The 21,743-nt window shown below is 45.8% G+C and carries 23 protein-coding genes; 6 read left to right on the plus strand and 17 right to left on the minus strand.

The window, feature by feature from the left end:
• Positions 1-213: 213 nt before the first annotated feature.
• Together QQL66_RS06645 and QQL66_RS06650 are read right to left on the minus strand one after the other, a co-directional pair.
• Positions 214-861, minus strand: coding sequence for a class I SAM-dependent methyltransferase (locus tag QQL66_RS06645; RefSeq protein ID WP_284380223.1), 648 nt, complete (start codon positions 859-861; stop codon positions 214-216).
• Positions 862-1,028: 167 nt separating this feature from the next.
• Complete coding sequence (locus tag QQL66_RS06650) at positions 1,029-1,763, minus strand: AraC family transcriptional regulator (RefSeq protein WP_284380225.1); 735 nt, start codon at positions 1,761-1,763, stop codon at positions 1,029-1,031.
• A gap of 111 nt (positions 1,764-1,874) precedes the next feature.
• On the opposite strand from QQL66_RS06650, the gene QQL66_RS06655 reads away from it, so the two are divergent.
• Positions 1,875-2,861 carry a carbon-nitrogen hydrolase family protein gene (locus QQL66_RS06655; protein ID WP_284380227.1) on the plus strand — a complete coding sequence of 329 codons (987 nt, stop codon included), beginning with the start codon at positions 1,875-1,877 and terminating at the stop codon, positions 2,859-2,861.
• A complete protein-coding gene (locus tag QQL66_RS06660) occupies positions 2,862-3,320 on the plus strand; it encodes a hypothetical protein (protein ID WP_284380229.1) in 459 nt (152 codons plus the stop codon).
• A 28-nt stretch (positions 3,321-3,348) separates the two neighbouring features.
• Here QQL66_RS06660 and QQL66_RS06665 read toward each other — a convergent pair whose 3' ends face one another.
• The 6 genes from QQL66_RS06665 to QQL66_RS06690 form a co-directional block, all read right to left on the minus strand.
• Positions 3,349-3,849: a DUF3592 domain-containing protein gene (locus QQL66_RS06665; RefSeq protein WP_284380231.1), complete on the minus strand. Its 501-nt coding sequence runs from the start codon at positions 3,847-3,849 to the stop codon at positions 3,349-3,351.
• 163 nt (positions 3,850-4,012) lie between these two features.
• Complete coding sequence (locus QQL66_RS06670) at positions 4,013-4,720, minus strand: MOSC domain-containing protein (protein WP_284380234.1); 708 nt, start codon at positions 4,718-4,720, stop codon at positions 4,013-4,015.
• Positions 4,721-4,901: 181 nt separating this feature from the next.
• A complete protein-coding gene (locus tag QQL66_RS06675) occupies positions 4,902-5,123 on the minus strand; it encodes a DUF1289 domain-containing protein (RefSeq protein ID WP_284380237.1) in 222 nt (73 codons plus the stop codon).
• 138 nt (positions 5,124-5,261) lie between these two features.
• Entirely contained in the window at positions 5,262-5,573 is a 312-nt protein-coding gene (locus QQL66_RS06680) for a cupin domain-containing protein (protein ID WP_284380239.1), read from the minus strand.
• Positions 5,574-5,583: 10 nt separating this feature from the next.
• Positions 5,584-6,351 (minus strand): fructosamine kinase family protein, encoded by a 768-nt coding sequence (locus tag QQL66_RS06685; RefSeq protein WP_284380241.1) that lies wholly within the window; start codon positions 6,349-6,351, stop codon positions 5,584-5,586.
• Between the two features lie 12 nt (positions 6,352-6,363).
• Positions 6,364-6,960: a glutathione S-transferase family protein gene (locus tag QQL66_RS06690; RefSeq protein ID WP_284380243.1), complete on the minus strand. Its 597-nt coding sequence runs from the start codon at positions 6,958-6,960 to the stop codon at positions 6,364-6,366.
• A 153-nt stretch (positions 6,961-7,113) separates the two neighbouring features.
• Between QQL66_RS06690 and QQL66_RS06695 the strand changes: the two genes are divergently transcribed.
• Entirely contained in the window at positions 7,114-7,911 is a 798-nt protein-coding gene (locus QQL66_RS06695) for a DUF1223 domain-containing protein (protein WP_284380244.1), read from the plus strand.
• A 16-nt stretch (positions 7,912-7,927) separates the two neighbouring features.
• Here the strand turns inward: QQL66_RS06695 and QQL66_RS06700 are convergent, their stop codons facing one another.
• The 5 genes from QQL66_RS06700 to QQL66_RS06720 all read right to left on the minus strand — a co-directional run bounded on the left by QQL66_RS06700 (position 7,928) and on the right by QQL66_RS06720 (position 12,737).
• Positions 7,928-8,506 carry a GDYXXLXY domain-containing protein gene (locus QQL66_RS06700; RefSeq protein ID WP_284380247.1) on the minus strand — a complete coding sequence of 193 codons (579 nt, stop codon included), beginning with the start codon at positions 8,504-8,506 and terminating at the stop codon, positions 7,928-7,930.
• A 2-nt stretch (positions 8,507-8,508) separates the two neighbouring features.
• The gene (locus QQL66_RS06705; RefSeq protein ID WP_284380250.1) at positions 8,509-9,618 is read right to left on the minus strand and encodes a DUF4401 domain-containing protein; all 1,110 of its coding nucleotides are present in this window, start codon (positions 9,616-9,618) and stop codon (positions 8,509-8,511) included.
• Positions 9,608-10,594, minus strand: a complete 987-nt coding sequence (locus tag QQL66_RS06710; RefSeq protein ID WP_284380252.1) for a DUF2157 domain-containing protein — start codon at positions 10,592-10,594, stop codon at positions 9,608-9,610. The genes QQL66_RS06705 and QQL66_RS06710 overlap by 11 nt, the downstream gene beginning before the upstream one ends.
• Before the next feature lie 152 nt (positions 10,595-10,746).
• The gene (locus tag QQL66_RS06715) at positions 10,747-11,700 is read right to left on the minus strand and encodes a DUF808 domain-containing protein (RefSeq protein WP_284380255.1); all 954 of its coding nucleotides are present in this window, start codon (positions 11,698-11,700) and stop codon (positions 10,747-10,749) included.
• Between the two features lie 74 nt (positions 11,701-11,774).
• Positions 11,775-12,737, minus strand: a complete 963-nt coding sequence (locus QQL66_RS06720) for a DMT family transporter (RefSeq protein WP_284380257.1) — start codon at positions 12,735-12,737, stop codon at positions 11,775-11,777.
• A 187-nt stretch (positions 12,738-12,924) separates the two neighbouring features.
• On the opposite strand from QQL66_RS06720, the gene QQL66_RS06725 reads away from it, so the two are divergent.
• The gene (locus tag QQL66_RS06725; protein WP_284380259.1) at positions 12,925-13,833 is read left to right on the plus strand and encodes a LysR family transcriptional regulator; all 909 of its coding nucleotides are present in this window, start codon (positions 12,925-12,927) and stop codon (positions 13,831-13,833) included.
• A 587-nt stretch (positions 13,834-14,420) separates the two neighbouring features.
• Entirely contained in the window at positions 14,421-15,026 is a 606-nt protein-coding gene (locus tag QQL66_RS06730; RefSeq protein WP_284380261.1) for a nitroreductase family protein, read from the plus strand.
• Positions 15,027-15,202: 176 nt separating this feature from the next.
• Here the strand turns inward: QQL66_RS06730 and QQL66_RS06735 are convergent, their stop codons facing one another.
• The 3 genes from QQL66_RS06735 to QQL66_RS06745 all read right to left on the minus strand — a co-directional run bounded on the left by QQL66_RS06735 (position 15,203) and on the right by QQL66_RS06745 (position 19,525).
• Entirely contained in the window at positions 15,203-15,517 is a 315-nt protein-coding gene (locus QQL66_RS06735; protein ID WP_284380263.1) for a cupredoxin domain-containing protein, read from the minus strand.
• A gap of 339 nt (positions 15,518-15,856) precedes the next feature.
• Positions 15,857-17,713 (minus strand): NapC/NirT family cytochrome c, encoded by a 1,857-nt coding sequence (locus QQL66_RS06740; RefSeq protein WP_284380265.1) that lies wholly within the window; start codon positions 17,711-17,713, stop codon positions 15,857-15,859.
• Positions 17,714-17,893: 180 nt separating this feature from the next.
• Positions 17,894-19,525: a cytochrome D1 domain-containing protein gene (locus QQL66_RS06745; protein ID WP_284380267.1), complete on the minus strand. Its 1,632-nt coding sequence runs from the start codon at positions 19,523-19,525 to the stop codon at positions 17,894-17,896.
• Positions 19,526-20,114: 589 nt separating this feature from the next.
• Here QQL66_RS06745 and QQL66_RS06750 point away from each other — a divergent pair.
• A complete protein-coding gene (locus QQL66_RS06750; protein ID WP_284380268.1) occupies positions 20,115-20,771 on the plus strand; it encodes a bacteriohemerythrin in 657 nt (218 codons plus the stop codon).
• 102 nt (positions 20,772-20,873) lie between these two features.
• On the opposite strand, the gene QQL66_RS06755 is transcribed toward QQL66_RS06750, so the two are convergent.
• The gene (locus QQL66_RS06755; protein ID WP_284380269.1) at positions 20,874-21,728 is read right to left on the minus strand and encodes a type 2 periplasmic-binding domain-containing protein; all 855 of its coding nucleotides are present in this window, start codon (positions 21,726-21,728) and stop codon (positions 20,874-20,876) included.
• Positions 21,729-21,743 lie beyond the last annotated feature (15 nt).

The following is a 21,743-nucleotide window of genomic DNA, read 5'->3' on the forward strand; positions in this document are numbered from 1 at the left end:
TCCCAAAATGCGTCTATTGTGTTTGATCTATGTATTCCCAAAAAGCGTCAAAAAACCAAAAGCCTTGTTTAATTTCAATAAGTTATGATCAGGCTAGGCCAAAATGCGACTCCAAGTCGGTGATCAGGACGTTTCTCCTATAACCCCAAAACAAAAAATCCCAGCCGAAGCTGGGATCTATGCAGTTATCTTTTACGTAAATATTAGGCCGAACTACTTCACACCCAACACCGAGGTATAGCAGTTCATCCCCAGATAACGGAAGTGGCGAGCATCAGCGATATCCAAGCCACGTTCTTTCATCAGTTCCGGGTAGTTGTAGATTTCATGAATCGCATTGTCGGAGGCGAAGTAGAAGATGATCGCCGCGATGTACCAGTAGCCTTTTTGGATGGCTCGGCTGATAACATTGCCTTTCGGGAAGGCGAAGTCCCCAACTACAAACTTGCCACCTTGTTTGGTCAACTTGATCAGGTGATCCATGAAGGTGAGCATGGTGTCTTTATAGAAAACGTTAAGGAAGAAATTGGCGATAACCATGTCGTATTTGTCGTATTCTTCGAACTTCAAGATATCAGCATGTACGACGTTTACTTTGAGGTCTTTCGGGTGTTTATCAAAGGCTTTTTGAAGTTTTTCGAGCATGGTTTTGGAAAGATCAACCACCGTCACATCAGCGCCCATCTCAGCCGCACGAATGGCATCTTTGCCGTGCCCTGCACCTGCAATTAAGATTTTGTCGCCCGGTTTCACATGTTCTTCGCAAAGCATTGCTCGTTTGCAGTTATGAATCGATTCACCACCATAAATGGTGCTAAGGAAATCGTACAAAGGCCCTATGTATTTATACTTGTCTGCCATGATAACTCTTGTTATTTGATTATTTTAATTCTTGTTATACCGGTTCGGTGATGTTTCCCTGTCCCGAACCAATGGAGAAATTAGGCTATAAAAACTTCTCAGCTAAGACAACCCATCCAAAGGATGAAAATGCATATTATGGCCAATTAACCGACTATTTTTATGCGCTATCTGGCGACGACAAACTCATCCAGGTTGGAGAACACCTTGGACGGGGTAATACCGAAAATTTTGCGATAGCTGTTACTTAGGTGAGAAGCATCCGAGAACCCGGTGTTTAGAGCCGATTGAGTCAGATTGGCGGTTGAATGATAGTCGTGCATGAAAAGCGACAGTTTAGACCACAGTTTATAATGCCGAAACGGCACGCCCACACTCTGTTTAAACAAATGATTCAATCGCGAATTAGATAAGCCTATGTACTGTGCAACCTCCGTTTGGGAGGCGTCGAGAAATTCACTCTGCTGCATCATCGACAAACAGTTGATGATCCGAGTGTCCAAGAGAATGTCAGGGTATTCCAGCGGCTTACAAAGTAATGACGGTAAGTCAGCGGCTAGAATCCTGCGTTCAATGCGCTTATTGAAGAAGTCACTGATCACAATATCAAAGACAACAGGCTGTTCGCGCAAAAATGTGTGCTGTAGTCCTCGACCAAGTTCTGATGAGGTTTCAAAGTAGAGCGCTGCGAGATGTTCATCCAGACAATCAACCGCGTGCTCCACATGGGCATCGATCAAGGCACTTCGACAACTCACCACCGTATCGTCAGTCAATTGCACCTGAAAAGGCCCGGACAACCCGATAAGCAAAACCAGCGCACCATGACGATGTTTGGAAGCAACCCCGAAGTTCCCTAAAAACACCGCGTGTTCAGGTCGAATGTGAAGAATTTTATCCATACGTTGATTTATCCAAGAAACGAACAGCCTAATCTTACAAGATGCCAAACATGCGGCTTGATACACTCCTCTACCATCACAGTTTGTTTTATCCGGTAGACGTAGTTCATCATGCCAAACACCCAACCAATTACGGTAGCAGCAATTCAATTAGACACAGACATAGGCAATGTATCACGAAATCTTCAACAGTGCAGAGCCTTAGTCTTAGAGGCACGCGCCCAAGGCGCCCGCTGGATTGCCCTGCCTGAATTTTTTAATACCGGCTTTTGTTGGAAGCCTGAACTGGCAGACTGCATAGAAGATGACTCGGGAGTAAGCCTTGAGTTTCTTCGTTCACTATCCCAGGAACTAGGCATTGTTATTGGCGGGTCATTGCTCTATCGCGAACCATCCGGCGGCGTCCGAAATCGTTATTTTTGTTTTAACGAGGGGCACCTTGTTGGCGTTCATGACAAAGATCTGCCAACCATGTGGGAAAGTAGTCTGTACGAAGCTGGGGATGCTTCAGACACCGGAGCACTAGGACGTGCTGATGAGATTAGAATCGGCAGTGCCGTGTGCTGGGAATTTATGAGAACAGCGACATCACGACGACTTCGCGGGAAGATAGATATTCTTCTGGGCGGTTCAAATTGGTGGAGCATTCCGAATAACTGGCCCGCTTGGCTGGCGTCACATATGGAAACGGCAAACAATCAGAACAGCCTTCAATGTGTTCAAGACACCGCAAGATTGCTTGGTGTGCCCATTGTACATGCCGCGCACTGCAATGCCTTTGATTGCCCTACTCCTGGTCTCCCGATCACCTATCAAGGCAACATGGAAGGCAACACCGCAATCATTGATGGTTATGGGCAGGTGTTGGCAATGCGCTCTTGGGATGAAGGTCAAGGCGTGGTAATCGCTCAGGTCACGCCTGGCGCAGTATCAAATGACTTACCACCGATTCCAGACAGTTTCTGGCTTAGGACGCGTGGCGTAATTCCAACGCTTTCATGGCATTATCACGGCTTTTTAGGCCGACGTTATTATAAGAAGCACGTAAAACAAACATATAAAACAAGCACACTAAAACAACAAAAGGAAGTTCATTGAATGGTTGAATCAAATCTACCCAGCGTTAGCTTTTCTGAAATATCCAATACCTGGATTCTATTCACGGCGGCGCTGATTCTGGTTATTTCTTTGGTCGAGGCCTGGATTGCCACATTGATTTACTACGGCGGTGTAAAGTCGCTAAAGAAGGTATTCAAAGCACCACAAAATTTGATTCGTTCACACGTCGACTACACAATCATGACCGCTCTACTGGGCGTGGCCTATTTCAGTATTGTGCATCTACAGCTCGACATTCCTAAAGCCATTATTGCGTTGTTGTGCTTCGGTGCAATCTACAACCCGTTTGGTTTCTTGTTGAAATCCATTAATCCAAAAGCAGGCCAAAGCGACACTGTGATCGGGAAAATCATTGTCTGCGCCGCCTTCCTACCGACCACCATTGGCTTTGGTTACATCATGATTGAAGTGATGAGTACCTTGTTAAGCAATGGATGAGAACGCTGTTAAGCAATGAATGATAGCGCTAGGTGTAGAACTTCAGGAAATAGAAAAACGGCATCACCAGACTCAAAACAAAGGTAACGGTGATACTGGTCACTCCCGGTATCACCAACATAGATTTCTTAGGGCGTCGGGGGTTATAAAAGACTTTCACTGAACCATCTGGAAGACGCTGAATGCCTTTTAGTTGAGTCTCGCCTACGTTTTTAAAACCACCGCTGCCGGTCATGACCAAATAAGAAACCCGGCTGCCGGTATAAGGCTGCCCGTCTACCTCATACTCATACACAGCCGATGCCTGATAGGCTTGTTCAACACGCACTGCTTCTCTGCCTACTTTCTCAAGGCCATGACGTAACAGGCGCCCGGCCACAAAAGGCCAGCGGGAAACTCTGATTTGCCAGATCACGGAGATGGTACACATCAACCAGGCGTACGCTGCAATCCAAAAGAAGATTGCTTGATCGTCGCCACTCAGTGCCAGCTGATACATATCCACCAGATAGATCGATATAAAATCCATAGAGACCTCATTCCCGAAAATAAATCCTAAGCTAGCATAAGGATTAAGGGATGTATCTATTGCAGAGTCTGTTCACGGATTTCTTCGCATAGAAATGCGTCTATCTGGCTGCAATGCATCAGCATGTGCAGGGACTACTCCGGTAAGATCAGCTTTAAACGCCTTAGACCGACTTCGCATGAGCCCCTATTAAACGGCCAGACATGTCTTCCACCTGACCTTTAGCGAGACGCTTCCTAAAAATATTACGCCAACCTTCAGGGATTTCAGGCACATCCACCAATACTTCCATTTCTTTGATATTCAGAGGGTCTCTGTGTAAGCAATGCATAACCCGATGTAGATTGGCTTCAGTACTAACTCGTTCCAGGAACATCAAGGTATCACCGGCTTTGGCTTCGCCTTCTTCCAGAACACGGTAGTACCACCCCGTCAGACCTTGCTTTTGAATGGTCTTCGCCATCGCTTTATCACCAAAGCGTTCGTTCAATTTCCAACACGGTTGTCGGCCTTGAGACACCTGGAGCTTGGCCGTGCCAAACTGAAAAATATCCCCTAGACACACATCCTTCTCCAACAGACCATGAGACGACATATTTTCACCAAATCCACCTACCGCAAATTCAATAGACGGAAACATAGGCTGCAAAGATTGATAGTGTTCTCTCGGGTAATGGTGAATGGCTTTTTCTCGCCCACCATGAACACGTAAGTCGCCTTGTTCATCACCTGCAAATCCTAGAAAGGTAATCGAAACGACCTCTGACACCTGAGTTTTGTGAATACCACTTGGCTCACCTTTAGGCCCAAACGGCTGGGTTTTCCCCATTAATAAATGATCAATCAATACAGACTGGGTTTGAGTTTCCATGATTAACCCCTTCATCCCGTGTTTTAGTGAATTCCATGAACAACTGACGAGTCACTCAATAACAACTGCTGATTATCAAGCGCTGCATTTCGGCAGAACAGAGTCAAAATAGGTTTAATTAATGGGTACAGTTAGTCATCAAAGAAGTGAATAGTTAAGAATGAAGGCCGGAAGATACTATCTAAGAGATCGAGCAAGAACGCGCGAGCTTTCGGTTCTGATGTTGATCTTTACGTGTTTGAGCCAGATTCAGAATTGCCTCACGTCGTTCATCCGTCGCGTGTGACCACTCCAGAATTTCTTCATAGGTACGAAAGCAGCCTAAACACACATCATTCATGTCTAAACAACAGTTACGAACGCACGGGGATCTAATCTCAGAGCCCTGCTGAAAGTCAGCCATGGGGTAAGCCTGTTAATAATGAAGCTATCTCTATTCTCTAATTCTTAATGGAGAATTCCTGATGTCTAATATTGAAGATAGCTCTAATCACGCCTCATAGATGACCTTACATCGAATATCTGGCCCTAGGGAGCCTCATCAATAAAAAACGGCCAACCATAAGGTAACTTGATTCGGGTCTGTCCAACTGACCTTATGCCTGGTATGCGCAGGAATGTTCAAATACTCCCCTGGTTCCAAAGTGACGCTGGAACCGTCTTCAAACTCTACCGTGCCCGCACCTTTTAAGACCAACACCCACTCATGTTCTTCCTGATCATACCAACCGGATTCAGGGGATGTATGACCGTGAGAGAGAATACGTTCAATACGAACCCCTTGGTGACTGATGATGTCTTCAAACACTTCCGTGGGAAGTTCACTGGGAATCTTGTCAAAAATACTACTCATCAGGTTATCCCTATCGAATGAATGTCTGTTCTAGCCATTGGAAACCCTGTTCGCAGGCACTCAAATAACTGTCACCAAACAGGTTGTAGTGATTTAAATAATGGTAAAGGTTGTAGATGATTTTCTTGGATGAATACGCCTTCGTTCTTGGGTACTCAGCGTCATAGGCTTGGTAGAAATCGGAAGAATATCCACCAAACAGTTCGGTCATCGCGAGATCCACTTCCCGATCCCCGTAATAGACGGCAGGGTCGATTAACCAACAATATTGGTCATCGAACAAGACATTCCCCGACCACAGATCACCATGCACTAAGCTCGGATGATCGCAGTGTTCATTAAGATACAGGATTAGTGAATCACGAACGCTATCCAAACAGGCTTGAAACGTCTGTCTTAATGGCGATGACTTAATTAAGGACACTTGGTAAGCCAAGCGTTGTTCGACGAAGAAGCGTCCCCAATCGTTAAACTGGCCGTTCTTCTGAGGGTTCAGACCGATGTAATTGTCGTACTCTAAACCGTAATCTGCTTGTTTGATCTGATGGAGCTTAGCGAGCCCCCGCCCTAACCGCGCCACTTGATCAGAAGAAGCCACTGACGAATGAATACGTTCGATCATCAGCGTCTGCCGATCAACACGATGGACCTCAGGTACACTTAGTTCCTGAATACCAGCGTCAGCGATCGTTGACAGTAAAAGCGCTAAGCCCCGAGCTTCGACAATCAGGGCATCACCAAAGCCACTGGTATTACCTTTTGTGAAATAGGCCGTCATGAGGAAGCCGGCCTAAGACATCCCGACATAACCAGGCAATTGTTGAATACGTTTAATCCAGGCTTCAATGGCCGGATACTGGGCCAAGTCAAAACCACCTTCATCCGCCACATGGGTATATCCGTACAAGGTGATGTCGGCGGTGGTCATACGATCGCCCACCAGAAAGTCGGTTTTGCTGAGTTGCCTTTCCATCACCTGAAGGGCTTTATGACCACCCGCTTGCTTACTTTCGAAGTCGGCTTTTCGGTCTTCCGGCATCCCCAAGTATTTATTGATGAAGCGAGCAACCGCAATAAATGGCTCATGACTGTACTGTTCAAAGAACTGCCATTCCAACACCTTCGCTCTTGCGAATGAGTCGTCTGGTAAATACAGGGTGCCTTCGGCCAGGTAATTTAAGATAGCGTTGGACTCCGACAGGCAACGGCCATCATCCAGTTCAAGCACAGGCACCTTACCGTTCGGGTTCTTGGCAAGAAAATCAGCTGTCTGAGTCTCATCAGCCAAAATGTTCACTGGAATCCACTCGTAGCTTAGCCCTAACAGCTCAACCAGCAGTTTGATTTTGTAGCAATTGCCCGACTGAATATCTCCGTAAATCTTCATCAACTTCCCTCAAATGTCGAAACCAGAACGCTGAATGTGCATCTTTTTGCAGTCAAAGTACAGTCTGAATCGTTTAAATTCCTAACTACAATTAACTTATCCCCTACCTCACTTTTTTTAATGAAGAGTGCGGAAAAGCAAAAGGTTTTTCTTATGCGAATCAGCGCATTACCATTGTTACTCACCCTCTCCTGGTTCGCCAACGGGCAAACGCTGGTTAGCCCAAACCACCAAACGGTAATGTTAGAGCTCTATACCTCACAAGGTTGCAGCAGTTGTCCGCCCGCAGAGAAATGGATATCCGGCTTTACTGATGATCCTAAACTGTGGAAAGAACTGATTCCGATAAACTTCCGGGTGGATTATTGGGATTACCTTGGCTGGAGAGATCGATACTCCAATCCGCTTTTTTCTGAACGTCAACGACGTTATCAGCGACTGGGCCATAGCCGCACGGTGGCAACGCCAGGCTTCATTTTAAATGGCAAAGGATGGAATGGCTGGTTCTACCGAAAATCGATGACCGCCGAAAGTCTCAGCAACGCAGGCGTGTTGACGGTAGACATTCCGGATGACCTGTCATCAAACAAAACAGCTCAGTCAAAGCGGACAAACATTCAATTCGAACACAAACAAGAGAAGCTCCAAGCCCTGACAGCGCACCTGGTCATCATGGGATTCGGTCTTGAAGATTACATCAAACGGGGCGAAAACCGGGGAAAAACCTTCGTTCAGGATTTTGTGGCGTTAGCCTACGATTCAGCACCTTTGATAAGTCAGGCGGATCGTTCAGTAACTAACATCGCGTTTCCCGATATGACGACTCTCGTACAGGCACATCCGGCAACTCAGTACGCGGTAGCAGTTTGGGTCTCAAAAGAGAATGATCCCAGCCCAATCCAGGCCGTTGGTGACTGGATTGAGATGGGACCAGATACACATCAGGAGTAGGTTAAAAAAGCTCGGATTATTCTGCTGAATTAGCAGGCAAAGGTTCAAGCTTCTGGTAGTTTTTATCAAACATCGCCACCAACAGCAGCTCGCCGTCATCATTCACACGGAATTGGCCGTACTCAGCAATTTCATAGATGTCTGCCTGACCTTCTTCAAAAAAGAAGGCATTGGTAGCAAACTTCACACGATCATTACGAATGCGGTATTTCATCAGCACTTGGTTCTCTTTCAACGCTTGACCGTCGTAGAGAGCGTTGAAGATTCCCACTCCGTTTTCGTCCAGCTCAACCACCACCATACCATCGCCAGGTTTAAGATCGTTACCCCATCGGCTTCTATCTTCTTCATTGCGAGGGTGATGGTTATAAATTTCGTTTTCAACCATAAAGCGCAAGGCCATATAGTCGCCCTGCATCAACGAACGAGGGTCGACAGGCGCCAAATTAAGTAGCACGGTACGACCATGAGCAATGTGTTGTTCTTTTTGATAAATCGACACATTCGTCAATAACAGCGCAATCACCAACGTAGCAAGCGCCACAAGGTTCAGATACTTATCTTGTTTATTTTCAGAAGGTCCAATACCAAGCACAGTTACGCCCCCCACTTTTTCAGCATCATCCACCGGCCTGAAAGTAGCACAGCACCAATGCCCAACAATGTGAAAGATTTAACCAATAAGGTCACATCCAGGAAGTAATAATACGAGCTGATATAAAACAACATCGAGACAACGCCTACCGCCATCAACAAACGATTGCTGTTGTGGAATCCTAATAAAATAATTAACACACCCAAGCTGATACCGTAGCTTTCAAAAGAAATCGCACCAGCCAATAGACAACCCACAATTGCAGCCATAGATTTTGGTGAGGAAAGTTCAATGGCTTGCGATTGAAGCAATCGGGTAACGGCATAAAGTAATACCAACGTTGTCGCTAACTCTCCGACCCACACATCAACCACCAGTTCTTCCGTATCACGCATGTACCAAACCAAACTGTGCTGAGAGAACATCAGGCTCCCTTTGATGTAAACCAAAGCAAGCGTAGCGCCATAAGCGATGGGCTGAATGAAGGGAAAGCGTTGGGTTAATCGAAACTCATTGAGCCACACCCAACATACCCCCAAAAGCACCGCAGGAACCAACAAGGTTTCCACCCCATTGAGCCCAGAATTGCGAACGACGCAGGCAAAATACCAGAAAAACACCGCAGTAAAGGCGGATAACAAACGATGCAAATAGTTTGGCATGATCACAGACAAGATGGCTTGCAACACACCAAAGGCAATGATTGCTGGCACATCACTGTCCGACACATCATCCACAAAATCAAAGATCGCAATCCCAATTAAGATCTGCCCCGCCAGACTAATGGCAAGAGCCAAGTGCTCTAAAAACTCCTGTTTGGAAACACGATGTTGAAGGCGTTCGCGTTCCACCTTTGCAAGCATTGAAAAGGACAACGCTATCAGCCCCGCACCGGTGAAGAAACTGATCATCATGTTCTCAATGATGAATTCCAACGCGATGCTAATAAAGCCCATTAAAAACAGCGCAGCCAACCAACCTGAAAAGGCCATCAGGGTTTTGACAAACCACGGGTTCGATTGCAAAGGCAGCTCATTCAGCTCACCTTGAGTCAGCCCCTGAGAAGACAAGCGTTCCCAAAGTTGACGACGTTGATCCGATTTACTCTTCATTTAGCCACCTCACATGCAGACTACGCAGCCACATGGCCGAGCCGCCTCCCATTGCGATCATTGCCAACGAGATAAAGAGAAAACTGCCCGCCGAATCAAACTTCATGACCTCTTCAATCAAGAAACTCATCACCACCACAATGGTCGATAAACAGGCACCCGCTAAGATAAACAAATCACGCTTCACAAACTGATACAGGTACAGGATTCCCACGCACCAAATCATCCAGACCCAAAAGCCTGAAAGCCCATAAGGCCGAAGAATGGCATCGACAGACAACCAGGTAATACAGGCCCCTGAAGCTGTCGCAATAATCCGTACAGACCAATCATCATTGAGCCAACGAAACCTGTTTCTAAGCAACTCCCAGGCAACCCAGGCGCATAAGTTGAAAGCAAAAAGCATCCACAATAATTCATGCTCTCGCCCCATCACCCAAAAGAACCGGCCAAAGGTGTGGTGATAAAGAATCAAGGAAACGTTAAGAAGCCCAAGCCAAAACATCCAAAGCACAGAAAAACGGCCCACAACAGCCCAAGGCGTAATCAATAATGCCCAGTTAAAGAAGAGTTCCCAGGGGTCAGCCCCCGTCTGATACGTCTGGCCGTAAAGCGCCATCAACACACCCAGAGAGATCGAGGCTCCCAATAACGCAATTCGGGCCATTAAGTCTTTAGAGGATCGACGAACAAACACCAGGGTGCCGATGATCACAGCCACTTCCACGATGGCAAACTTGGCGAAACGGCCTAATTCCTGCCAGTTGTAGGCTATGAAAAATAGCAATGCAAAGCTCAGTGCCAAACCACCCAGGATCAACAAAAGCTTATCGAGAAAAAGAAACCAGGTACCGGAATTGGGACGGACACCAGCTGCAACGACCGCCTGCTCCTGATGTTCGACCGGGATTTTTCCGTCTTCCACGAACTCAAGTAGATGAGCACGTGTTTCAGACGGAATAAGTTGCTGAGTCATTTACGAACTCCCTCTCATGATTGCAGCAAAAATGACAGCAAAGAAAGCAGAGTAAATTCATGAACACCTGAAAGGCCCTTTTTGAATTTACCCGGCCACGCTTAAACGCCTAACGCATTGTAGACGTTTAATGGACGTTTAATTTGAGCCGATCAATGCCCCTGCTGTGGTTTTCTCACAGACTGGATACCCTTGACGGCAGCCAGCACCAACAAACCTACAACTAGGCCAACCCCCATATTGATAAAGACAGGAGTAACCTCTCCTAAGATATAGCCCATAGAAGGTAAATGTTCGAATGCGGCTGAAGACTCTTCAGTAAAGTGATGAAGGAAAGGAACGCCATGAGTAAAGATACCACCGCCCACAAGGAACATGGCCACGGTTCCAACCACGGTTAGGGTTTTCATCAGCTTAGGCGCAAAGCTTAACAACCCCTTTCCAACAATCTTGAGCAATTGACTGCCAGAAGGCTTTTCACCCTTCTCCAGCAAATACAAACCGGCATCGTCCAGTTTCACAATGGCTGCCACTAGACCATAGACACCAAAGGTAATTAACAAGGCTACCGTCGATACCACCAAGGCTTGCATTTGGATCGTCGCTTCTTGAACGGTTCCAAGAGCAATCACGACAATTTCTGCGGAGAGAATAAAATCGGTTCGAATGGCCCCTTTAATCTTCTTCTGTTCGAAGGCCACCATATCCACCTCTTCATGACTGACCGCCTCAACCAAGGCATCATGGGCTTGCTTATCCTCTTCTTTATGAGGGAATAACCAATGAAGTACTTTCTCAATACCTTCAAAACAAAGGAAACAGGCACCCATTAGCAACAAGGGGGTAATTAACCAGGGAATGAACGCACTGATTGCTAGTGCAGCGGGTACCAGGATGAATTTGTTTTTGAATGACCCTTTTGCAACTGCCCAAACTACAGGCAGTTCACGATCAGCTTTAACGCCACTCACTTGTTCTGCGTTTACGGCAAGATCATCTCCAAGTACCCCCGCCGTTTTCTTTGCCGCAACTTTTGATAAAGCGGCAACGTCATCCAATAAGGTTGCAATGTCATCAATTAAGGTTAAAAGGCTTGCACCGGCCATTATCTATCCTTGTCATCTTCCAAAACGAGCTGAAAGCATACAGGATTTTTTACCGATTCCCAGTGTCAGACCGCCTATCTTACGACCGAGGCATCCATCTGGATTAAACGCATCGCCAACAACACTAAAACAACACCGGGAACAAAAGACCATTCAAACTTACTCATACCAATTATCATCGTCATACTCAGTACAAAAATTGGTGTTAAAAAGCCATAAGCCGCCACCTTGGTTGGCCCCAGCTTTACGGTGCCATATTGAATCAGGAAAAACGTCGCCAACGTGGTAAAAATCGCAAGATACAGCACGCCACCATACACACTTAACTCCACCTGACGCCACTCAATACTGGGTAAAGAGCTCAATGACAGCATCAACAACCAGAAACCACCCGTTAAGATCACCCAGAACGTCATCACGACCATAGGTTCCCCTTTGTAGACACGTTTGATCATTGAACTGTAGAAACTCATACAAGTAACACCAAACATAAAGATCACATCGCCGTAATTCAGCTCCAAACCAATCACCGCTTGTACGTCCCCACGAAAAACAATCCAAAGCGCGCCAATGGTTCCAACCATCAACCCCAAGCTTCTTCGAATACTGGCTTTTTCTTTATTAATTAAAAAAGCAAAGATCGCGGTGATCGCCGGCACCATCGTATAGATGGCTCCGGTATTCACGGCTGAGGTGTAGCGCAATGCTTCAAACATGGTCCAAAAGCAAGTCACCAACGGAATACTTAACAAGCCATAGCCAAGCAACGAATGCATCGGAGGAAGTTTAAATCCGTGTTTCCCGAACACATAAGGAGCAAACAACAAAGCCGCTGTAAAAAATCTCAGCATCATCATGACATCCGGCGGTAAACCATAGGTGATTGCTTTTCCTACCGGAAATGACGTTGCAGCCAAAAAGATCATCAGCAGCATTAAGGCATGAACATACAGGTTTGACGATGATGTTTGAGACTCATGCGGCAGAACATCCATTTCTGTCGCGTCCGGAGTCAAATCTTTAGTAAGCGTTTGCATTGCATCCTCACTTAAGTGTTTATTCGTAATTTGCACAAGCTTACTCTGTTTCCTTTACTTCCATAATCCGTAAAATACAATAAACACTGTTAACCAAAAGTTAACTATATGTCGTAACCAATACTAGTCGTACCCAATATTAGCCGTAACCAATTTTTGTCTTAACGAAAGTCAGGATCACTGAATCATGGAAAGTTTTGGCGCCTACCCTGTGTTTGTCACTGTGATAGAAACAGGTGGTTTTTCACCAGCCGCAAACAAGCTGGGCATTTCGAAATCCGCTGTAAGTAAACGCATTAGCCAACTGGAAGAACATCTGGGCGTTAAGCTTTTACATCGCACCACACGAAAACTGAGTTTGACTGAGGCAGGCGAACACTTTTACCAACACGCCAGAATAGCCAGCCAAGCAGCCCAGGATGCCGAAGACGCGGTGGCCCAGCTTCAGGGCGTGCCGCAAGGACGCCTTAGAATCAGTATTCCTATGTCCTTTGGACGACTCTACGTTGCGCCTGTTATTCCCGAGTTTTTGAGACGATACCCCAAGATCAACCTTGAACTGGTGATGGACGATGAATTCACCGACTTAATAGGCAGCGGTTTTGATATGGCACTGAGGCTTGGGGATTTAAAAGACTCCACCTTAATCGCCAAGAAGATCACGCATTTAAAGAATGTCTTGTGTGCCTCGCCTTCCTATCTGGAAGAGTTCGGGACGCCTAAACGACTGGAAGAAGTTAAACAGCACAACTGTCTGGCATTCTCATACTCGCAAGATGTTCGCGAATGGTATTTCATCAAAGACAACACAACCCGTGCCATTGAAGTCTCAGGAAATTATCAGGTAAACAACAGTGAAGCACTTCGAGAAGCCATGATTCAGGGCGTCGGAATTGGTCGTCTGCCCACCTTTGTGGCCAACCCGGAAATCAAGGCAGGTCGACTTGTAAAATTATTCCCGGACTATGAAATGCCGGGTAAAACCATGTATGCCGTCTACCCTGAACGCCAGTTCCTGCCAGCCAAAGTGCGTGTTTTTATCGACTTCATGAGCGAAAAGTTTGGTGGCGACATTCCTTATTGGGATGAGATCTAGGGAACCTCTGAATAAGTCCCTCTCTGCTCAGGCCTATTATAGAAATGTCTATTTGAGGCGCGGTTTTGAAGGCATAACGGGTTCGACCCGAAGGGTTACGTCAAAAAGCCGCAACAAAAAAGAGGCATTTCTCTTAAGGCCCCGAAGGGCGGGGCTTTAAAAACGTTAGAACTGGTAACCACGTTATGTGTTGAACTTCTTGAAAAGGTCTCGGACTGAAGGTCTAGACATTCTCTACGAAGCTCGCCTTGTTCTAACGTTTTCGGGCTGACAAGGCTTCTAGCGCCCGCTGAGCTAGAGTGGACTTGTTCAGAGGTTCCCTAGCTCAATCATGTTTTAGACAGCGCATTGTAATCAACTCCACAATGATCTACACACAGCAACGATCTAACCACCACATTCAAAACTCCGTGAAAACTTTTGTTAACTTTTATTCAACAAAGGTTTTCCATTTAGATCCATTATCACACCTCAAGAAACGCTCTACACTGCATCTCAAGTTGAACCAAATGTCACAAACTGAGACTTTGATTCGTCGAAGTTAGAACAAAGTTGAACCTCAAAGATTTCAATTGGAGAAGATAATCATGGAACTATTTGATGCCATCGAACAACGCCGCGCTATTAAAGAATTTGATACTGAAGCGGTCATGAGCGACGCAGAATTCAAAAAGCTGATGGAAGCGGTGATTCTTACGCCAACTTCATACAACATTCAGCACTGGCGTTTCGTTCGTATTACTGATCGTGAAACACGACTGAAGATTCAAGACGCCGCTTGGGGTCAACGACCGGTCGGAGATGCATCAGAGGTCATCATTATCTGTGCGGATGTGGATGCCTGGAAAGATCGACCAGAGCGTTACTGGGCCGATGCATCGAAAGAAGCCCAAGACATGCTATTACCAATGATGAAAAACTTCTACGAAGGTAAGCCACAACTGCAACGCGATGAAGTTTTCCGCAGTGTTGGTATGGTCGCTCAGACCATGATGCTTGCAGCAAAAGGCATGGGTTATGACACCAACCCAATGATTGGTTTTGATGCGGATGCGTTGGCAGACATCATCCGTCTACCGGAGAACCATGTGATCGGTTTGATGGTTGCAATTGGCAAGGCCACTGCACCGGCGAACCCTCGTGGTGGTCAGCTTCCACTGGAAGAATTGTTGTTTGAAAACCGCTTTCACTAGTACCAACGCTAACACAGTTAGCAAAAGCCCCGGATTAACCGTTCCCCTGACTGGTTAATCCGTCACTTTTATGCCCCTTATTTTTCTTACAAATCACGGCGATGAAGCAGGACTATTTCTTCATCGTCTAATGGTGTTTCCTTGTTGGTAAGGGGCTTTTTTGATTAACACGCTAACTACTTAACTACCGATACCGAACCCGTCATTTCCGGGTGTGGCCCACATTCGTAATTCAATTCACCCGCATCATTGAAGGTCATGGTCACCGTCTCATCGGGGAAGACATATTCAGGCTCTTCGGGATTCAGGCTTTTAAACCAGACACTGTGATATTGGCGTTTTTCTTTGTTTGTCCATACCACGGTATCCCCGGCGTTAATCTCAATATGCTGAGGTATGAATTTGTATTTCTTGATCTCAACATGATGAGTCTCAGCCTGAACATTCATCGCCAAAACGCTTAAACCTAACAGGGCAAAAAACGCTTTCATATTTCATCTCCTTAGAAACAAAAAAGGACACCGGAAGGATGTGACAAGTCTAAGGGGACCATGCACACCCAGGTGTCTAAATCTGTCCGTGATAATAATTACCCTTTCGGGTAAATACCAATCCAATCGGTGCTCTGCGATTCGTTGTTCCGGGGGCACTTAGGCTCCCGGAGTAGTAGATCCAAAGTTTTCAGATCTTAATGTTTATGTTTTGGAACGTTCTCTTATGGATCGTTCTATTATGGATTCATCCGTTAATGGCCAAATTAACTTTTTGCAATCTCATTACTCTATGTGATTCATTCTAATCAACATCTCCAGGCATCTCAGCAAGAGCACCTATTGGTGCTCAGCATTGATGTCAGAGTCGCTGTTCCCAATACCTAGCTTGTAACCAAGAGATACGTGGTGGAAACGAGAGTTTGCATAGTCATCGTGAATCGCGAATCCGAAGTTATATACTTTGCCTTTCTCTAGTGAAATATCACCAGGCTTGTCTGACTTCAGTTTACGTTTCAAGACAACAGTCCATGTACCGTTTTTCAATTTGGCATCAAACTCAGCGCCATGCCCGCCGTGCATAGTACGTTCAGCCAGAATGTGACCGTCTTCTACAATGCCTTTACCAGACTTGTAGCGAACCAGATCCATGAACTTACCAGCGTCTTGTTCGGCTTTAATCTCATCAGCCGATTTTAGCTGATCCCAGCCACCACGAGCTTTGCCACGACGACCTTTGAGTTCAATCTTGGTGCGGCTTTCTTTCAGGTACTTAGTCACGCCCTCACCCAAATTAATTTGGCTTGCAAACTCACTGACTGCAAGTTTGTCTTTGTCAGGCGCATCCGGCATGTTGCGAGCATCATGGTGACAAGTTCCCCAGCAACCTGCACGGTCAGCGAACTCAACGTCATCAGTCGATAGCATCAAAGCAAGTTTCATTGGGTTTTCAGGGTCCATCTTGCCGCCGTCAACAAACGGTACAGGAGCATGTTCACCATTTTCCCAGCTAAAGCGCATGTAGAGATATTCGTCATCGTGTGACGCATCAACATTCACAGCAATACTGCCACGCTTACCAGGAATCGGAGTTTCTTCTGCTTTCTCACCGCTAACGATCTTGGCACCCATGTCGGCTGTTTCTTTGTCATGGCAAGTTACACAACGATCACCGCCTTTAGTGAATGGACGAGCACCACCGTGATCACGGCCGTTTTGAATCCACTCGATAGAGGTTTGACCTGGGTAGAACAAAGTGATTTCACGGTTTCCTGCCTTAGACCAGTTAACCTTTATTTCAGAAGCATTAGTACCAGAGGCTTTCTCTGCAGCAGGTTTTGCCTGTGGCTTAGCAGAGGTTTTTAGCAGTTTAGGTGCTTGGGCTGCCGCTTTAGCTTCCATTTCGGCCTTGTAGCTTTCCAACGCGTCAGCAACTGCACTGTCGATACGTTTTTGCTCTTTCTCTTTAGCCGCTTGTTTCGCCGCCTGATCAGCAACCGCTTCTTCCGCTTCTTTCGCTTCGATACGGGCTAAGCCTTCAACATACATTTCAGGTACTTCACGAATGTAATCTGGGTTTGGCTTTTCAATCGTTTCAAGTTCTTCATCTGTCAACATATGACGAACGTTGTTATGCGCGATGCCTTTGTGACAATCGATACAAGTTTGACCTTCTTTGAAGGCATTCAAGTGTTGATTACGCGCTCTCGGACGTTGGAACTCAGGGTTCATTGACTCAATGGTGTGACAGTTACGACATTCACGAGAGTCGGTTTCCTTCATCGCTTTCCACACGCTTTTCGCCATGGTTAAACGATGCTCTTCAAATTCTTCTTTGGTATCAATTTTACCGGTTAGCCAAGAGAACACTTCTTTGGACGCCTGGATCTTACGGACAATCTTATGAATCCAAGGTCTTGGGACGTGGCAGTCAGGACAGCCTGCGCGCACACCTGTACGGTTGGAATAGTGAATCGTAGGTTTGTATTCCTGGTAAACGTTGGCTTCCATTTCATGGCAACCGATACAGAATTCCAGTTGGTTGGTCGCTTCCATGGCCGTATTAAAACCGCCCCAGAAGATGATGCCGACAATGAAGAACACTACTGCACCGCCGATGGTGGTTCCGAGAATGAGTCGACGTTTCATTAAACCCGGTTTATGTAGGATCTCTTCAGCTGAATTTTGTTCTTTCATAGTGAACTCGCTAACCAGGGTGAATCCAAGCAGGGCTTATAATTTTGGTGTTGCCCTTTCCTGTTTGTTGCTTTGTGTGCTTTCACTGTGATCGGAGAGCGGTTGCCCGCTCTCCTATCCCCTGAAGCACTAGCTTTGCTTCAAATTACATCAACCAATGATTGATGTGTGGTTTGACGATTAAGTCTTATGGTGAGAACGGTTGTATACGTTGAACTTACCAGTTGGTGTAGTCAGACCTTTAATACGCGCTTTCTCTTTTAGAGTTTTCGCATCGTATACTACGATTTCACCAGTTGGGTTCTTCGCATCCGCACGGTTCCATACAGATACCCAAACTTCAGTACCGTCTTCGTTGAACTCCATGTGAAGTGCTGCTTTACCTTCTTCTTCAGTCACACGAATTGTTTTAACGATTTCACGAGTTTTCTTATCGAAAACTTGTACTGACTGTTGAACTTCAGGCTCAGGGTGTTTCAACTGATCCGCCCAAACGTAGTCAGACGTCTCGTGTGTACGGATGAATACACCTGCACCATCAGTTTCAACTTCGTAGCAAAGTTTCCACGCTTCGTCTGGGTGATTGATTGGGTCATTACCCCAAACAGATACCAGACCTACACCCAAGTGCGTTGTACCGCCCACAGGGCCACACTTCTCATCGATCCAGTTAGCACCAGGACCCGGGTGAGGAAGCTTGTCTACATCAATCATTTTCTCTAGCTTACGTGTCTTGGTATCCACCACGACCATTTTGTTAGATGCGTTCGCAGCAATCTGGAAGTAACGACCTGAAGGGTCGAAGAATCCGTCATGCAAGAACTCAGCAGAGTTGATTTGCTCGATGCGAAGGTTGTCCAGATCGCGGTAGTCAACTTGCCACATTTGGCCAAGCTCTTTCACAGCAACCAAGAAAGTAGGCTCATTTGGCGTAGTGTAGATAGCTGCTACACGCGCTTCGTTAATGAACTCACCTTTGGTGTTGTAGCCACGAGTTGATACAACTTTCAACGGTTCAAGTGTTGCTGCATCCATGATCACGAAGTGAGCTGGCCAGTAACCACCAGCAATCACGTATTTACCGTCACCGGATACCGCGATATCACGTGCGTCATACGCCATTTTGGTTTCTGCAACCAACATCTTGTCAGGCGTTTGGAACAAGTCGATTTTGTTCACCTTGCCGTCACGACCAATGGTGTACCAGAAACGACCTACTTCATCTTTAGGATGTTGCGTTGCGTGGTGCTCTGTACCCTTAATTACGTGTACTGCATAACCAGTATCGATGTGAGTCACAATCTCTTTGGTATCGCCATCAACGATTGCCGCTTTACCTGCGTCACGCTCGATGACCACGAAGAAATTCTTCCAGTTACGACCATGTAAAGGCTTAGTTGGATAATCTTTAAGCGCTACAAACTGTTTTGTGTGCTCTTTCATTTGTGCCAAGGACATTTCAGGTGGCACAGGTGGTTCCATTTGGATATAGGTGGCCAACTTAGAGATTTCATCTTTAGAGAAGATGTCATCAAAGTTGTTCATACCGCCTTCAGTACCGTAGGAAATGATTTTTTCTAGACGAGCCTGACCTTTTTTCAATGTGTTCTTAGGTTCTAGGTTTTTACCAGTCGCCCCTTTCCTTAGAACACCATGACAACCAGCGCATCGTTGGAAGTACATCAAGTTGGCTTTATCAAAGTCTTCTTCGGATAGGGTTGGTCCACCAGCAGAAACGGGCAAACTGATTCCCGTTGCGGCCATTCCCACGGCTAAACCAATGGCTGATAATCCAAATTTAAGCTTTTTCATAGGACACTCTCCCCAGTGCTTACATGGTGCACTCTACAAGCTCGCCCAGGTTCGTTTGACTGTGTTTCCTGGCTTTCGTCCTGTAGGTGATTCTCTGTTCTAGTCTGCCCAATCCGTTAAATTCTTTTGACTGTCGTCTGATTCAATGACGTGAATCTGAAGAACCTAAAAAACTGAGATGACCAGTAAAGCAATGACTGAACCTTGTGCTCAGTGGTTGATTGCTTGGGAGAAACTATGGAAGGAAATCGAAATAAAAATAATGACTTCGATCAATAGAGAAAAAACCGACTAATTTAATCAGGATCAAATTGATATAGCTCAATGATCGAGTAAAAACCTGAGTAAATTACTCGGTTTTCATTCATATTTCAGCGAAGATCTGCAAACCCGACTCCCGATAACCGATCAGGTTAAGTGAGTTAACACCACTGATTTTGGTGGATTGATTAAGCCAAAACGAAGAGGAGTCTTTTTGAGCCAGATCATCACAAACCAGAAATAACCTGACGATAATGAAACTGTTTGCAAGAACAATGTCTTTACTGATTTAAAGCATTCAACGTTGTGACCAATCAAAGAAAACACGTTGAAGCCAAAGCAAACTCAACAAATGAAAGCTCAACAAAAGAAAACTCAGCAAGAACACACTCAGAATGAACAAAAAGTGGGTAGCGAGATGAACAAAAGACTAAGCGCACTGTTAGTAGCCAGCATGATAGGACTAATCATCGTAGCCATAGGCTTAGGATTCCTGATCGGGCTGGATAACCCCATTCCCTGGTTACTGTTAGTGGTACTGATCTTAACCCCTATTCTGTACCGACGACTGAACCAGAAACCGTCTGTGGTATGGAAAGACGAATACAGCGTCGGCGTTAAAGTTTTGGATAACGACCACAAAAAGCTCATCTCCCTGCTCAACCAATTCAAAACTGCGTATGACTACTACACAGAAACGGAGTTTGAACGTCAGGCCCTGGAAGAACTGGTCGCTTACACAAAATTCCACTTTGAACGCGAAGAAAAATACATGGCTGAAACCGGCTACCCGGATCTCGAAAATCATAAGCGTCAGCATCTGACCATGATCAGCCAGGTTGAAAGCTTTGTTGAGAAATACAAGCGCGAAGGCCACGATTCATTGAATGAAGTCAGTGACTTTCTGACCCATTGGTTACTGAATCACATCAATGGAACCGACAAACAATACAGCAAGCACCTGAATCAGAATGGCATCCATTAGCATCAAGTTAGTTGGTGCCACACATTCCATAAATTAGAGTGCGTGGCGTAACCCTGGGCATTGTAATGTTCAGGGTTTTTCTTTTTCTTACATTAGCCTTGCTTAATTCAACCAATACTTATCAGGTAGTTGATTGGTCTTGGCGCTCAACGAATTGTTTTTCTCGATGTTATACACCGTTCTGCCTTCAAGCTTTTTAAGCGAGTCTTGCACCAACGGATGACTCTGAAAGAAGGCTTCAAAGTCGTCGTAGTTATTCTCAAAATACCCATTAAAGAGATCAATCAGATCCGTTCTCTTGGGCGAGACAAAGAAGAACATAGGCAGTTTGTAAACCACCAGTAATTTATCGTCCACCAACAGATTTTTATCTGAGCATTGATGATGACTGTCTAAACTGCAACGACTGGCAAGTTCCCCATAAGGTTCAATAACCGATCGAGGAAATAGATCTACACGACCGCCATCGACCATTTTGAAAATATTCTCAAAGCTCGCCGTAGTTGTGAGATTGGAAAAACCACCACCCTGTAGAATAGGCACATCGCCCCATCCCGTTCCCTGAATCAGTTTAAATTGTTGAACGTCACTCATGGACATGTCTCGCTTGAGCTTGCCGTAGGTAACTTTATTCGTGATAAACACGCGATTGCCCAGCAAGCCCTTCAGAATGGGGTATCGAATCGGTGACACTCTTTGTTCGATGTCTGCTGTGGCCCCAAACCAATCAATGTCGTATTCACCTTTTTGCAGCTGAATTTCTTTTCTGGATTGCGCTTTTGCGGCTTTATACGAAATCAACTTAAGCTCTTGCCCGCTTTTAGCGGCCACGTGTTTAATCAGATCAATTGAGTACTGGTCAAGTACAGACCCCTCTCGTAACTCAGGGTGCCGGATATCAAGCGCCATTACCCAGGCAGGTAACAAACTCAGGATAATCGTTAGAAATCTCATCATAACAACCTCTTTCAG

This window comes from Litoribrevibacter albus, assembly GCF_030159995.1.
GTDB lineage: Bacteria > Pseudomonadota > Gammaproteobacteria > Pseudomonadales > Litoribrevibacteraceae > Litoribrevibacter > Litoribrevibacter albus.

Coding starts and splice junctions, on each gene's coding strand:
- QQL66_RS06735 (WP_284380263.1), bottom strand. CDS start 15,517: ATGAAAGCGTTTTTTGCCCTGTTAGGTTTAAGCGTTTTGGCGATGAAT.
- QQL66_RS06755 (WP_284380269.1), bottom strand. CDS start 21,728: ATGATGAGATTTCTAACGATTATCCTGAGTTTGTTACCTGCCTGGGTA.
- QQL66_RS06730 (WP_284380261.1), top strand. CDS start 14,421: ATGGAACTATTTGATGCCATCGAACAACGCCGCGCTATTAAAGAATTT.
- QQL66_RS06665 (WP_284380231.1), bottom strand. CDS start 3,849: ATGGATTTTATATCGATCTATCTGGTGGATATGTATCAGCTGGCACTG.
- QQL66_RS06645 (WP_284380223.1), bottom strand. CDS start 861: ATGGCAGACAAGTATAAATACATAGGGCCTTTGTACGATTTCCTTAGC.
- QQL66_RS06675 (WP_284380237.1), bottom strand. CDS start 5,123: ATGGCTGACTTTCAGCAGGGCTCTGAGATTAGATCCCCGTGCGTTCGT.
- QQL66_RS06680 (WP_284380239.1), bottom strand. CDS start 5,573: ATGAGTAGTATTTTTGACAAGATTCCCAGTGAACTTCCCACGGAAGTG.
- QQL66_RS06685 (WP_284380241.1), bottom strand. CDS start 6,351: ATGACGGCCTATTTCACAAAAGGTAATACCAGTGGCTTTGGTGATGCC.
- QQL66_RS06745 (WP_284380267.1), bottom strand. CDS start 19,525: ATGAAAAAGCTTAAATTTGGATTATCAGCCATTGGTTTAGCCGTGGGA.
- QQL66_RS06690 (WP_284380243.1), bottom strand. CDS start 6,960: ATGAAGATTTACGGAGATATTCAGTCGGGCAATTGCTACAAAATCAAA.
- QQL66_RS06655 (WP_284380227.1), top strand. CDS start 1,875: ATGCCAAACACCCAACCAATTACGGTAGCAGCAATTCAATTAGACACA.
- QQL66_RS06670 (WP_284380234.1), bottom strand. CDS start 4,720: ATGGAAACTCAAACCCAGTCTGTATTGATTGATCATTTATTAATGGGG.
- QQL66_RS06660 (WP_284380229.1), top strand. CDS start 2,862: ATGGTTGAATCAAATCTACCCAGCGTTAGCTTTTCTGAAATATCCAAT.
- QQL66_RS06715 (WP_284380255.1), bottom strand. CDS start 11,700: ATGGCCGGTGCAAGCCTTTTAACCTTAATTGATGACATTGCAACCTTA.
- QQL66_RS06705 (WP_284380250.1), bottom strand. CDS start 9,618: ATGAAGAGTAAATCGGATCAACGTCGTCAACTTTGGGAACGCTTGTCT.
- QQL66_RS06695 (WP_284380244.1), top strand. CDS start 7,114: ATGCGAATCAGCGCATTACCATTGTTACTCACCCTCTCCTGGTTCGCC.
- QQL66_RS06725 (WP_284380259.1), top strand. CDS start 12,925: ATGGAAAGTTTTGGCGCCTACCCTGTGTTTGTCACTGTGATAGAAACA.
- QQL66_RS06740 (WP_284380265.1), bottom strand. CDS start 17,713: ATGAAAGAACAAAATTCAGCTGAAGAGATCCTACATAAACCGGGTTTA.
- QQL66_RS06650 (WP_284380225.1), bottom strand. CDS start 1,763: ATGGATAAAATTCTTCACATTCGACCTGAACACGCGGTGTTTTTAGGG.
- QQL66_RS06710 (WP_284380252.1), bottom strand. CDS start 10,594: ATGACTCAGCAACTTATTCCGTCTGAAACACGTGCTCATCTACTTGAG.
- QQL66_RS06720 (WP_284380257.1), bottom strand. CDS start 12,737: ATGCAAACGCTTACTAAAGATTTGACTCCGGACGCGACAGAAATGGAT.